The organism is Eubacterium sp. MSJ-13 (assembly GCF_018918235.1).
Classification (GTDB): Bacteria; Bacillota; Clostridia; order Lachnospirales; family Lachnospiraceae; genus Butyribacter.
Map to the genome: position 1 here is coordinate 1 of NZ_JAHLQE010000044.1, position 13,446 is coordinate 13,446.

At 37.2% G+C, this 13,446-nt stretch carries 9 protein-coding genes; 1 reads left to right on the top strand and 8 read right to left on the bottom strand.

Features of this window, described 5'->3' with window-relative positions; translation table 11 throughout:
- The first annotated feature begins 805 nt into the window (after positions 1-805).
- Complete coding sequence (locus tag KQI69_RS02740) at positions 806-2,020, top strand: aminotransferase class I/II-fold pyridoxal phosphate-dependent enzyme (RefSeq protein WP_216563761.1); 1,215 nt, start codon at positions 806-808, stop codon at positions 2,018-2,020.
- 199 nt (positions 2,021-2,219) lie between these two features.
- Here KQI69_RS02740 and KQI69_RS02745 read toward each other — a convergent pair whose 3' ends face one another.
- The 8 genes from KQI69_RS02745 to KQI69_RS02780 form a co-directional block, all read right to left on the bottom strand.
- Positions 2,220-3,962 carry a methyl-accepting chemotaxis protein gene (locus KQI69_RS02745; RefSeq protein WP_216563754.1) on the bottom strand — a complete coding sequence of 581 codons (1,743 nt, stop codon included), beginning with the start codon at positions 3,960-3,962 and terminating at the stop codon, positions 2,220-2,222.
- An 87-nt stretch (positions 3,963-4,049) separates the two neighbouring features.
- Positions 4,050-5,951 (bottom strand): [Fe-Fe] hydrogenase large subunit C-terminal domain-containing protein, encoded by a 1,902-nt coding sequence (locus KQI69_RS02750; protein ID WP_216563755.1) that lies wholly within the window; start codon positions 5,949-5,951, stop codon positions 4,050-4,052.
- Between the two features lie 253 nt (positions 5,952-6,204).
- Positions 6,205-7,035, bottom strand: a complete 831-nt coding sequence (locus KQI69_RS10370; RefSeq protein ID WP_253288971.1) for a thiamine phosphate synthase — start codon at positions 7,033-7,035, stop codon at positions 6,205-6,207.
- Between the two features lie 114 nt (positions 7,036-7,149).
- Positions 7,150-8,406, bottom strand: a complete 1,257-nt coding sequence (gene thiH, locus KQI69_RS02760) for a 2-iminoacetate synthase ThiH (RefSeq protein ID WP_216563756.1) — start codon at positions 8,404-8,406, stop codon at positions 7,150-7,152.
- Between the two features lie 107 nt (positions 8,407-8,513).
- Positions 8,514-9,482 carry a sulfur carrier protein ThiS gene (thiS, locus tag KQI69_RS02765; protein WP_216563757.1) on the bottom strand — a complete coding sequence of 323 codons (969 nt, stop codon included), beginning with the start codon at positions 9,480-9,482 and terminating at the stop codon, positions 8,514-8,516.
- Between the two features lie 445 nt (positions 9,483-9,927).
- A complete protein-coding gene (locus tag KQI69_RS02770; RefSeq protein ID WP_216563758.1) occupies positions 9,928-11,031 on the bottom strand; it encodes a DHHW family protein in 1,104 nt (367 codons plus the stop codon).
- A gap of 71 nt (positions 11,032-11,102) precedes the next feature.
- A complete protein-coding gene (locus tag KQI69_RS02775) occupies positions 11,103-12,524 on the bottom strand; it encodes an MBOAT family protein (protein ID WP_216563759.1) in 1,422 nt (473 codons plus the stop codon).
- Positions 12,525-12,540: 16 nt separating this feature from the next.
- On the bottom strand, positions 12,541-13,152 hold the full coding sequence (locus KQI69_RS02780) for a DUF4358 domain-containing protein (RefSeq protein ID WP_216563760.1): 612 nt from the start codon (positions 13,150-13,152) through the stop codon (positions 12,541-12,543).
- Positions 13,153-13,446 lie beyond the last annotated feature (294 nt).

Consider the following 13,446-nt stretch of genomic DNA (forward strand, 5'->3'; position numbering starts at 1 on the left):
TGTCAAGTGTGCACAGACACAAATCTTGTGTGTGAAAAATTTTATTTTTCACACTATCCTCCTGTTTTCTGTCAAGCGGATATTCGCAATCCGCTTTGCTGCTTGCTTGATAGTGTTAAACCATATTTTTATGTTTCTACATCTAACAACTGCATAAATCCGTATAAACGATACAAACAGTATACATCAATAATGTATTTTTGTATATCATCTATTTTTTCCTCAATAGTTCAATTATTTTGAACTTTTTTGTTATAATATATTTACAATGTTTTTATCCGTCAAAACTCTTGAACTTTTCTTGAACTAATGTTATACTATATCAAAATTTCAGAATTGCATTAAAGGAGCGTAACGCATGAATAAAACCGAAAATGTGGCGAAACGCCTTAATCTTATTATGAAACAGCGTGGCCTAAAACAGGTTGATGTACTTAACCTCGCAAAACCATACTGTGAAAGATACAATGTAAAACTTGCCAAAAATTATTTAAGTCAATACTGCAATGGTAAAAACGAACCAGGAAAAGATATTTTAAATATTTTAAGTCTTGCACTTGATGTAAATCCCATGTGGCTTCAAGGTTTTGATGTCCCTCAAAATCTTACCGAACCAAAACAGCCATCGGCAGCAGCAGGCACTAAAGTTCAAACAGATATAAACATCCTGTCTGAAAACTTTCACAACAGTACAGATTCAGCGGATATAAATACACATACTACAGAAAAAAACGATAATAAAAGTTTAAATACTATGCCAAATGACATTAAATCCAAAATAGAAACACAGAAAGGATATACAAAAATGAAAACATTAAAAAAATCTTCAAAACTTGACAATGTGCTTTACGATGTTAGAGGTCCTGTTCTTGATGAGGCAAACCGCATGGAAGCCGAGGGTTCAAAGATTCTTAAACTCAACATCGGAAATCCCGCTCCTTTCGGATTTGAAGCACCTGAAGAGGTTCTTATAGATATGCGTCATGAACTTGAACACTCACAGGGTTATTCTGACTCTAAAGGTATATATACAGCAAGAAAAGCTATCATGCAGTATGCACAGCTTAAAAATCTTCCTAATGTGACGATAAATGATATCTACACAGGAAATGGTGTAAGCGAACTTATCAATCTCTGTATGCAGGCACTTTTAGACAACGGCGATGAGATACTTATTCCTTCACCTGATTATCCTCTCTGGACTGCTACCGCCACACTTGCAGGTGGAAAAGCTGTTCACTACATATGTGATGAGCAGTCAGAATGGTATCCTGATATCGAAGATATGAGAAAGAAGATAACCGATAAGACAAAAGCTATCGTTATCATAAATCCAAACAATCCTACAGGTGCTTTATATCCAAAGGAAGTGCTTGAACAGATTGTTGAACTTGCAAGAGAGCATCAGCTTATGATCTTTTCTGACGAGATATATGACAGGCTTGTTATGGATGGCGAAAAACATATTTCTATCGCATCCCTTGCACCTGACCTTTTCTGTATAACATTCAGCGGTCTTTCAAAATCACATATGATAGCAGGTTTCAGAATCGGATGGATGATTTTAAGTGGACGAAAAGATATGGCAAAAGATTATATTGAAGGCTTAAATATGCTTTCAAATATGAGACTTTGTTCCAATGTTCCGGCTCAGTCCATCGTCCAGACTGCCCTCGGCGGATATCAGAGCGTTGAAACTTATATTCAGCCGGGTGGAAGAATCTTTGAACAGAGAGATTTTATTTATAAGGCATTAAATGATATACCGGGAGTATCTGCTGTCAAACCTAAAGCAGCATTCTATATATTCCCTAAACTTGATATGAAAAAGTTCAATATAATGAACGACGAGAAATTTGCAATAGATTTCCTGCGTGAGAAAAAAGTTCTTATCGTACCGGGAAGCGGATTTAACTGGGATAGTCCAGACCATTTCCGTATCGTATACCTTCCACAGCTTTCAGTGCTTGAAAAGTCTATGGACGGATTAAAGGATTTCCTCGCACACTATCATCAGTAATTGTTCAAATTGACTATCGACAGCTCTAACCATATTTATATAACATAATAAAAGCCGCTAGTGTACTGTATCATTGATACAGTACACTAGCGGCTTTTAACACTATCGAGGAGGAATACAATCCCCTTCTGATATGCTGTGATAGCAACTGATAGTGTTATGAGAAAATAGCAGAACGGATTGTGAATATCCGCTTGACTTACATCTTAAATTTCTTAACATTTGCATTTAACTGTGCTGCTATCTCGTCAAGCATATTAGCATTGTTTGAAACATCATCCATAATAGAACCGACTTCACTTGCCGAAGCTGACGTTTCCTCTGCACTTGCAGCATTTTCTTCAGCTATGGCTGAAAGACTCTGGACAACATCGACAACGCTCGACCTTGCATCATCAAGTTTTCTTGTCTTTTCAGTAATGCTTTCAACACTTTCCATTGATCTTGCAATTCCCTGTTCAACGCTTCTAAATGCCTGTTCAGTCTTTGTCACATTTTCATTTTGCTGATTCATTACTTCCTTGACTTCTTCCATAGTCTGTACGCTCTCCTGAGCATCATTTATAAGTGCACTTATAACTTCGGTAATCTGCGTAGTAGCATCAGCAGATTGCTCGGCAAGTTTCTGTATCTGATTTGCGACTACGGCAAATCCTCGTCCCTGTTCACCTGCTCTTGCGGCTTCTATGCTCGCATTGAGTGATAAAAGTGTTGTTTCTTCTGCAATTTCCGAAATCATATCAGTTGCAACTTTTATCTTTGCTGCGGAGTCATTCGTCTTTTGTGTCTGTTCTCCTATAATATGTATTGCTTCCATTGTTTTTAAATTGATTTCTTCAAGTTTTGTAAGAATACCCATTGCATTTTCACTTGCCGTATGCATATCCGAAGCATTTTCGCCAAGCATGCTTACTTCTGTGGAAGCCTCCTGAATCATATTTCCCATAACCATAACATTCTCGGTTGCTGATTGTGTTTCCTGAGCCTGCGAAGTAGCACCGGTTGCTATACCTGTAATCGCTGTCTCAACCTGTTCAGCCGCAGTTGACGACTCATGTGCACTCTTGTTAAGAGTTGCCGCTGCCTCCTGTAATTTATCACTGTGAGAAGAAATTTCCGTCATTACATCTACGATAACATTTCTGAAATCTGCAAATGACCTTATCATAACTCCAACTTCATCTTTTCTTTTAAGCATCCTTCTGTCTGCCGAAGCATCTTCGCTAAAGTCAAGTTCACCAAGTTTCTTTACCGTATTTGTTGCATGTATTATAGGTGCTACTATACGCCTTGTGACAAATATAGCGATAACAAGACATACTATAAGCGTAAATATACTTCCACTTATAGTAGCTGATACTATGGCTGTAATACTTGACATGATTTCTGCCCTGCCTGCATTTACAACAAGTACAAATTCTTTGTTCTTTCCTACATAAAGACCGGCATATTTTTGTTCACCATTAAATGTATACTCTACAACTTCCGGCTTTGGTCTGTCACCACTCTTTAAACCCGCTACCACTTTCTTGACAACTTCATTCTCAACACTCTGACCAATCTTATCTGCTGTCGGATGATATAGCATTTTTCCATCTGCATCGACTACATATGTATAACTGCCTTCTATTCCATTTATAGATACATCCGCAACAAGCCTTTTAAGATTTCCCGTTGTCATGATTGAATTGTATGAGGACATTCTTATCTCATTGTCAATCCCCTCACCTGCAACTGTTGCAACATCCAAAATATAATTTGATGTAAGCTCTGAAATATTTGACGATGACTTCGGAATAACCGTCAAAAGATTAAGACCAACAGTCAATAATACTGCACAAAATACCAACAGCAATATCTTTGCTTTAAGAGAATGTAAAAACTTTACATTCTGATTGCTGTTTTTTCCTGTTTTACTATTCTCATTATTTTCTTTCTTCATACCATATCCTCCGTATAATATATATTTCTATATTTATTTTAAAGCTTTTAGCATTATTTACGAATAAACATATAGCATTAATATAATCTATATAAGTCTTACACTTTCTGCTATATCACTTGACATCTTATGTAAGCTCTGACTCTGTGCAGCTATTTCTTCTGTAGTTGCAGCTATAGTCGATACTTTTTCATTTATATTTTCCATTTCTTCCACAAGTTTTTTTATAACATCTATACAAAGCTGCATTCTTGGTAATGTCTCATCTGCCTGTGCATTGTTTTTGGTTATAAGATTTCTTGTCTCTGCCGCCAATGACCCTATCTGTCCCGCAACAACCGCAAATCCCCTGCCTGATTCTCCAGCTCTTGCCGCCTCGATGGACGCATTAAGTGAAAGCATATTTGTCTGTCCTGCTATTCCTGTAATATCTGCTGATGTAGCTTTATATACATCTATAAATTCTAATATAACTTTAAGCGATTCATTCAACTGATTACATCTATCTGATACTTCTGATATACTCTTTGACATATCAGTAGCTTCACCTGCTGAGGTTTCATTTGCCTGTGACAGTTCTGAAATACTCATACTAAGACTGTCAAACCGCTCAACTATATCAGCTATCATACTATCTTTTCTTTCCTGTTTTTCCTTTTCTTCCCGATGCAGCCTGCCTATCTCATCTCTCTCATTTTCGGCAACACTCTTTATATAATGAATACAATTTTCCTTGCTGTTTATTCCATTATAAATAGCCTTGACCATCTCTTTGCAACTGTCAAATCCACAGCATCCGCAATCTATACACTGTTCTGCTGTTGTAGTCTTGTTCATATCTTTAAATATCTTACTCTGCTCTGCTGCCGACGGCGTCTTCATCTCAATTTTCTTTTCAGTATAATTCCTTATAAAGTCATTTAGGTCAAGTTTCTTAAACTGTTCACATAAAGCCTTATAGCGCTCTGCCGGACCTGCATTTTTAGTCCATGAAGAAATCTTTGTGCCCTTAAATCTTGACCTTTTTACCTCCCGCTTTGCATTTTTTCTCTGGTTTGAAATCTCATCATATACTTTCTGCTCATCAATATCAGGCTGTGTTCCCGTTCCGAAAAGACATCCGCTTCCACAATTAAGAATATCTATCATAACGGGTCCGTTTGCTCTTGGCTTATAGTCATCCAAAAATTTATATGCTTCATGTTCACCTTCAACCTGTCTTACAGATACATCATCACCTAAGAACCACTTTACATTTTCCTTTAAGCCGCCTGGCATAGGATAAAGACTTCCAAGACCATATTGAAGTTCATCATTGTATTCATCTGCTGTCTTATATGCATCACCAATGTGTTCCATAAAATTCTTAAATGTAATATTATATGAGATAAGATTTTCGCAGTTTGCATCATTTATCTCTGATTTTTTTGCTATACATGGTGATAAAAATGCTATTTTATCACGGCTTCCCTCATATTTTCTTAAATATTTTGCCATGCACATTACCGGACTATATACCGGCATCAATGAATCAATAAGCTCTGTCCTGTATCTTTCAATATAACTTACAACAGCAGGACATGGACTTGATATCATCCCCTTTTTCCCCGTTCTCTCAAGATATCTCAAATACCCCCATGTACAAATATCTGCACCATAGCTCACACTGTAAATGTGTGATACCCCCAGCTTTTTGATATACCCTAGTATTTTTTTGTACTCATTCGGATAATTTGCAATAAATGCAGGTGCTATAACAACAGTAATCTTTGTCCCCTCTTTCAGGTCTTCAAAAAACATATCAGTATCATCCGTATAAACTCTCGCCTCATGACTACATACATCTATACATTTTCCACAATCTATACATGCATCAGTTTCCACATCAACCTTGCCAGTCTCAACCGCACGGTTTGACGGAAAAACCGGACAGTTTCTTATACACTTGTTACATCCTGTACAAAAATCATTCGTATTGATATAGCTCATATCTATCCTCCACCTTTCCCATTTGAATTTATCTTGAAGCATAACTTCCCTCTGTATTTTTTCTATTCTGATTTTAAGTTTACCTTCAAAATGTTTATTCAAATATATTTCTTAAAAAACAAAATCGCTTGCTTTTTATTCACAAACGATTTTCTTTTTATATATTCTTATTTTATCGCATTTACACAGTTTTGGCAATATGATACAAAAAATTTATTACATTTTAATAATTTTTATTCACTTTTACTCAACATTATTTCATATAACCAGACATCATACAGACACCTCTTGCTCCCGCAGATATACAGTCATCCATATTTTTCTCAGAGATTCCTCCTATCGCATAAACATCTATATCAACATTTTCGCAAACATCTTTAAGAAAACCAAGCCCTCTCGGTGCAAGCCCTTTCTTGCAGTCCGTCACAAATACATGACCTGCTGTTATGTAGGATGCTCCAAGTTCCTCTGCCCTCTTTGCCTGCTCTACTGAATGTATCGAAACACCTATTATATCAAAATAATTTTTTTCACTTTCAGCCATCTGCTCAAGAACATGAAGCGGAAGATGTATCTTTTTTACTCCAAGCTCTATCGCTTCCTTATAAAAATAATGAAGTACACATGGCACACCTGCACCATTGCATATCTCAAGGACTTTGGCAGCAAGTTTCTTATATATGCCGGGTGGAAGGTCCTTTTCACGAAGTATGATAAAGGCAGGTTTCTTTTTCACAACCTCGCTTATCTTTTCAAGAAAGGGAGAGAATTGGAACATTTCTCCCCCTCTCTTTGTATAGTCCGCTTCGCTTGTATTTTTTGCATATGTTTTTACAAATTCTGTGTCCGTATCCACCTCACCTGAGTTCTCCGCATAGGCTTTTGCAAATTCTGGTCTTAGCCCAACTTCTCCTGTATTTTCTGCATACGCTTTTACAAGTTTCCGGTTTGTCACACAAACTTTGTTTGTGTTATAAACTTTGTTTGTGTTATAAACTTTGTTTGTGTTGTAACCTTCGCTTGTGTTATAAAGTTTGTCTGTATTATCATCTGAGTATATTTCATGCACTTTTTCGTCTTTCATCTTTCTATACCATTATCCATGTCTTTTAAAACTGATTATCCAAAAATTGCAGACACCCTCTCTTTTTTTGACATTGTCTTTTTTTGACATTCACGCATCATACCTGCTTCTATCTTATCCCACATACACATAATCATTCAGAACAGGCTGCAATCCTTCATCTTCCATATCTCCATACATCTCATCAAAACTTCTTGCATCAGAAATCTCAAACTGCTCATCTCCTGCATCGGCATCGTCCTCGCCTGCATATTTGCTCTCATGGTCACCGATACCCGTTGAAACTCCTGCCGAAACCTTTGTTGCAGCAATCTTTACGATTCCGTCCCTGAAATGCTTCTGTTCTCTTGATGAAACAGTAATTCCTATGTACGGAAGGAATATCCTGTATGCACAAAGTACCTGACAAAGCTCTTTTTCATGAACATCAAGCGGATTTATCTTATCATTATTGATGATAGGACGAAGTCTTGGACATGAAAGTGAATACTCAACATGAGGATACTTTCTCTGGAGATAATAAATGTGAAGTGCACTTGCAAGAGCATCTTTTCTAAAATCAGAAAGACCGAGAAGTGCCGAGAAGCCGACACCTCTCATGCCGCCCATGATAGCACGCTCCTGAGCCTCAAATCTGTAAGGAAATACTCTCTTATGTCCCATAAGGTGAAGTGTCTCATATTTATCAGAATTGTATGTCTCCTGAAAAACAGTTATATAGTCTGCACCACACTCGTGAAGATACCTGTACTCATCACTGTTTACCGGATAAATCTCAAGACCTACATTTCTAAAATATTTTGTGGCAAGTTTGCAGGCTTCACCTATATATTTAACATCACTCGCACTTCTGCTCTCACCCGTAAGCATAAGTATCTCCTCAATACCCGAATCTGCAATGACTTTCATCTCATGTTCAATCTCATCAGCATTAAGTTTCTTTCTGTTAATATCATTGTAGCAGTTAAAACCGCAGTAAACACAGTAATTCTCACAATAATTGGCAATGTAGAGTGGTGTAAACAGATAGACCGTATTTCCAAAATGTTTACTTGTCTCAATCTTAGCCCTCTGTGCCATCTCCTCAAGAAACGGAGCGGCAGCAGGTGATAACAGAGCCTTAAAATCCTCAACACTGCAAGTCTCACTGTTAAGTGCTCTGCGCACATCAACAGCCGTATATTTATCATAATCATACGAATCCATCTGGGAAAGCACTTTATCCATAATATCAGACTCAATCCTCTCCATCCCCTCCATATACTCCATGTGATTCGTACGGCAGGACGGATCAGTCTCTAACTTATGCTTATGCTCCAAAGCCTTTTCAGACAATTTATCAGAATCCACAAAAAATTGATTTTCAGCCATTTTTCTTCCTCTTTTCCTATATGTAATATCATAAATCGACGAAAGGATGCCGGCGTTATTGTCATTCAGCCGACACAGTCCCTCAATATCTTACAAAGTTTCGCCCATCAATCTCTCAAAAATCCCGTAAGCGGATCAGACGCCTGTGCCCCTCTTTCAAGCACCCTTCCAAGTCCTGCAAGATAAGCACTTCTTCCAGCTTCAATCGCAGACTTAAATGCTCCTGCCATTGCTGGTATATCACCTGCTGTCGCAATAGCTGTGTTTGCCATGATAGCTGCTGCCCCCATCTCCATAGCCTCACAAGCCTGTGATGGTTTTCCAATACCTGCGTCAACGATAACAGGAAGGTCTGATTCATCAATTATTATCTGGATAAATTCTTTTGTCGCAAGACCTTTGTTTGAACCTATCGGTGAAGCAAGCGGCATTATCGCTGCTGCACCGGCATTTGCAAGGTCTCTCGCTGTATAGAGGTCAGGGTACATATAAGGAAGTACCGTAAATCCCTCTTTTGCAAGGATTTCCGTAGCCTTTACTGTCTCGGCATTGTCAGGAAGAAGATATTTGCTGTCTTTCATTATCTCGATTTTTACAAAGTCACCACAGCCGAGTTCTCTTGACATTCTTGCTATTCTTACCGCTTCTTTGGCATCTCTTGCTCCCGAAGTGTTAGGAAGAAGCGTTACACCCTCCGGAATATAATCGAGAATGTTTTCACTTTTCTTTGTGTTTGTTCTTCTTACCGCAAGTGTGATTATCTGTGCACCCGCATTTTCAACAGCCGCCTTGATAAGCTCCATTGAATATTTTCCTGAACCTAATATAAATCTTGATGAAAATTCCTTTCCACCTAATGTAAACGTATCTTTTGACATACCACTGCCACCTCCAACAAAACTTACTATTTCAACAATATCATTATCTTTTAAAACATAACTTGAATAATCGCTCTTATCCACAATCTTTTCGTTACACTCAACTGCAATGTGCGTAACTGTGTAATCATTCTCATCAAGGTATTTCTGAATTGTCATACCTGCTGCATTTTCGTCTTTTCCGTTAATATGTACCATACATCGCTCTCCTTTATAATTTATAATGCGAATTTAAAATGTTAAAAACAAAGTGGGCAAACCTACTTAAATTTTATTTTTTCTAAATTTTCAAAGGTTTTGCAGCACTTTGCGTGCCAGATGCGTGTTGCATATTTTTTGCAACTAATTACTTTACGCATCTGTGCACATCCGCGGAACTTTTTTTGTAATAAACTCTAAAATCCAGATGCTTCGCATCTGCCGCACTTTGCGCTAAAAGATTTTATCGTTATTAAATTACAAGAGAACAAGTTCTCTTGCCTTGCGAATTTAATAAAAAAAGCCACACAAAGAAATACACCCGCGGTGGTGTACCCCTTCATGTGACTTAAATATAATGCCACTCACACAAATGTGAACTGCAAATTAAATCTCACTCTGCCGTATATATTAACCTATTTTTACCAGTTATGTCAAGAACCTGCTAAAATCTCTTCTCCTCCGTCGCAAACCCGCTACAGCCATACAGTACAAGAACATAATCAAATTTATTACTTATCGCATATGATGCAAGATTTCCCCTGAAAAAACGCATGTCTATCATCTGCACTTCCTTGTAATCATCTATGACAAATTGTGCGAATGTATTTGCATATGAATCTTTTACCAAAAGAAGTTTTCCTTTTTTTCCACCGCCCTGTATCGTTGTCAATACCTGATTTGAGTTAAAGAACACGCCATATTTGTCTTTTCCTTTAAGATATGAGTTTTCATATATCGAATCTGCGACATAATAATCATTGTTGTACGAAACCCTTCTTTTTTTATTATGATAATATCCAATAATCTCATCCTGATACTTTTTTCCCGGCAGGCTCACTTTGTTCCATGTTGTTCCCTTAAAGTCATCGCATAGTATCTCTTTCTTCCATGAACTAAGCGGTTTAGCTTTCATACCAAGTGATTTTTTCCATTCAACATATGCATAATAAGCTCCCACGCTCGTCCAGTGATGGTCAGATTTATAATATATATACTCATTCTTGTGTGCTTTAAGCACATCTGTTATATCTATAACTCCCGGAACTTTCTGTCCCGCCTCACTGATAAGTTTTTTCTGGCTGATATGACAGGCATACTTCGGAAGTTTATCACTCAGGATTTCAACCGATGCAGGTACGAGCATCTCCCTGCATTGTATTTTATTTTGTGCCAGTCTTTTTCTAAATTCAGCCATATTTCTGAGATTCTTATTAAATATCTTTTTGTCGTATTCAGGAAATGTGTCAATAAGGTAATTATTCTTACCGATAAATACCCCGCCTGCTTCACGCTTTCCCATAATAATATCTGACATTGTCTTTATTGTCACAATATTATCTCTTTTTGGAAACTGGTCTGTCAGATATTCTTCCACATTATCTCCAAATTTTTTTCCCATCCTGTCAGTATTTTTTAATATATCACTGCGCTGCATAAGATTTCTCTTTTCCTGTTCAGAATACTCTCTGTCAGGTGTCATTGTTTCTAAAACTGCACCAAAAACAAGCATCAGAACAAAATAAAAAGCAATGATTCTGTTTTTCATGTCAATCTCCATTTCCTAACAATCATTTTCAAATGTACATTATAAGGCTCACCGCCAATTTTTTAACATGTCTAAAATCTAAAATACAAAAACGGATTATACGAACTGCTTATAAGATATACAACACTCAAAAACATCCCAAATGTTAAAAGCATGATATCAAATACCGCAACAGAAGCATTTGCAAACTTTGTATCTGACCTTTTTTGTATTATATTGTATATATTTTTTCCAAACGGTGCTGCTGCCACAAAACACACCACAATAAGCGGCAGATATGAAAACATCAGATACATGCTTTCCCTGTCACACAATGCATTTTTTCCTAATCCCGTCACTGCCTTAAAAAATGCCACACCCTCTGCTTTCTTTGTGCATGCAAACAATATCCAGCTAATAGTGACAAGCAGATATGAGTAACATCTTCTGAAAACTTTTGGTATCTTTTCAAGCCATTTCAATATAAATACCTTTTCAGCCATCAGTATTATTCCAAAATAAATCCCCCACAATATAAAATTAACTGATGCACCATGCCATAATCCTGTCAGGAACCATACAATTCCTATATTTATAATCTGTCTTACCGTTCCCTTTCTGCTCCCACCAAGCGGAATATACACATAATCCCTGAACCAGCTTCCCATTGAAATATGCCATCTCCTCCAAAAGTCAGTTATGCTGTCTGCCATAAACGGATAATTAAAGTTCTCACAAAAATGAAAGCCGAACATTCTTCCAAGACCTATAGCCATATCAGAATAACCCGAAAAATCAAAATATATCTGAAATCCATAGGCAATAAGTGCCAGCCATGCTGTTGCCATTGAACCGCCACCGCTTAAAACCTGTTTTGAACCGCTTTCCCACAATAAGCCGATATTATTTGCCAGCAAAACTTTCTTCGTCAGTCCGCACACAAAACGCTTAACACCATATGCAAAATCTTCTGTGGAATGTTTTCTTTTATCAATCTCCCCTGCTATTGTCTCATATCTGACAATAGGTCCGGCTATAAGCTGTGGGAACAATGTAACATATGTACCAAATGATATTATATTTTTCTGTACCGGAATCACTCCCCGATATACATCTATCGAATAACTCATTGTCTGAAATGTATAAAATGAAATCCCTATAGGCAGTGCAAGTGCCGGCACATGCACAGAATAATGAAATATCTTCTGTACACCTGCTGCCAGCATCCCACTGTATTTAAAAGTACATAACATTCCAAGATTTACAAATACAGATATAAACAAAAATAATTTTGCAGTTTTTTTGCCTCTGTTTTTATCTATCATCCGTCCGCATGTATAATCAAGTGCCGTTGAAAATAACATCAGGCTTACATAGACCGGCTCACCCCACGCATAAAATACAAGACTGCAAATAAATAAAAGAGTATTTTTTAGTTTCGCAGGTGCAATATAATATATGCACAGAGTCACCGGCAAAAAATACATTAAAAATGTTATGCTCGAAAAAACCATTTATCTTCTCCCGCTGCTAATTAACCTTTGCAAAATTTTTTACATTGCCGCCAAATACAGATTTCCATGCCTTGTCTATCTTGGCTGCTTCTGATTTTGCTATCTTTGCCTGTTTCTGTACACTGAGCTTATCACTTGCTTTTTTGCCAAGAATAAACATACCTACATAATTTCCTTTAACAAAAATCCTTGCCTGATTTACACGCAATGTGTCCATATTGTAAAGTTTATTGTAATCAACAGTCTGTGTCAGTGATTTTTGAAGTTTTGCCCTTGCCGTATCTGCATAGCCTTTCTTTACCTTAACAACTACTGCCACATCCATGTTTATACTCGAATTGCTGTTTGCCTCATATGCCATACTTTCAACTTTTGACTTGTCAAGGTCATAATACGTTATGCCATCACTCATCTTTAACTTATTGTCACATGTATAGCTTGTTTTCATACTTTTCTTAATCTTTGATAAAACCTGATCTGCTGTAAGTGCTTTCTTTTTAGCAGTTTTTGCCGATACTGCTGCTACATCTTTAACGCCTGATGCACCAGCCATATTTGCTGCTGAACCTCCAATACCTGTTGCTGCCATTACTGCTGTCATCATTATAATCAATAATTTTTTTCTCATAATAAAAATTCACCTTTCTGTTTTTTAATATTCCCGGGATGACGATTATTTTTTTCTCCGTCATCCTTATAAACAGTAAAGGTGAATTTTTGTTGCAATATTTTTTAACTTTTTTATTTTTTTTGCGTGCGCATCAAACAAACCTTAATATCGGCTATTCAGATGTTACAAGTGACACCAGCGTTGATATAAGTACCTTAATATCAATCGGTTTCGTCAGATGTTCATTCATGCCCGCCTGCATCGTCCTCTTTATATCCTCGTCAAATGCATCCGCTGTCATGGCAACTATAG

What these genes read in the sequence shown, in the direction of transcription:
- KQI69_RS02740 (WP_216563761.1), top strand. Translation starts at nt 806, where the DNA reads ATGAAAACATTAAAAAAATCTTCAAAACTTGACAATGTGCTTTACGAT.
- KQI69_RS02745 (WP_216563754.1), bottom strand. Translation starts at nt 3,962, where the DNA reads ATGAAGAAAGAAAATAATGAGAATAGTAAAACAGGAAAAAACAGCAAT.
- KQI69_RS02750 (WP_216563755.1), bottom strand. Translation starts at nt 5,951, where the DNA reads ATGAGCTATATCAATACGAATGATTTTTGTACAGGATGTAACAAGTGT.
- KQI69_RS10370 (WP_253288971.1), bottom strand. Translation starts at nt 7,035, where the DNA reads ATGAAAGACGAAAAAGTGCATGAAATATACTCAGATGATAATACAGAC.
- thiH (WP_216563756.1), bottom strand. Translation starts at nt 8,406, where the DNA reads ATGGCTGAAAATCAATTTTTTGTGGATTCTGATAAATTGTCTGAAAAG.
- thiS (WP_216563757.1), bottom strand. Translation starts at nt 9,482, where the DNA reads ATGGTACATATTAACGGAAAAGACGAAAATGCAGCAGGTATGACAATT.
- KQI69_RS02770 (WP_216563758.1), bottom strand. Translation starts at nt 11,031, where the DNA reads ATGAAAAACAGAATCATTGCTTTTTATTTTGTTCTGATGCTTGTTTTT.
- KQI69_RS02775 (WP_216563759.1), bottom strand. Translation starts at nt 12,524, where the DNA reads ATGGTTTTTTCGAGCATAACATTTTTAATGTATTTTTTGCCGGTGACT.
- KQI69_RS02780 (WP_216563760.1), bottom strand. Translation starts at nt 13,152, where the DNA reads ATGAGAAAAAAATTATTGATTATAATGATGACAGCAGTAATGGCAGCA.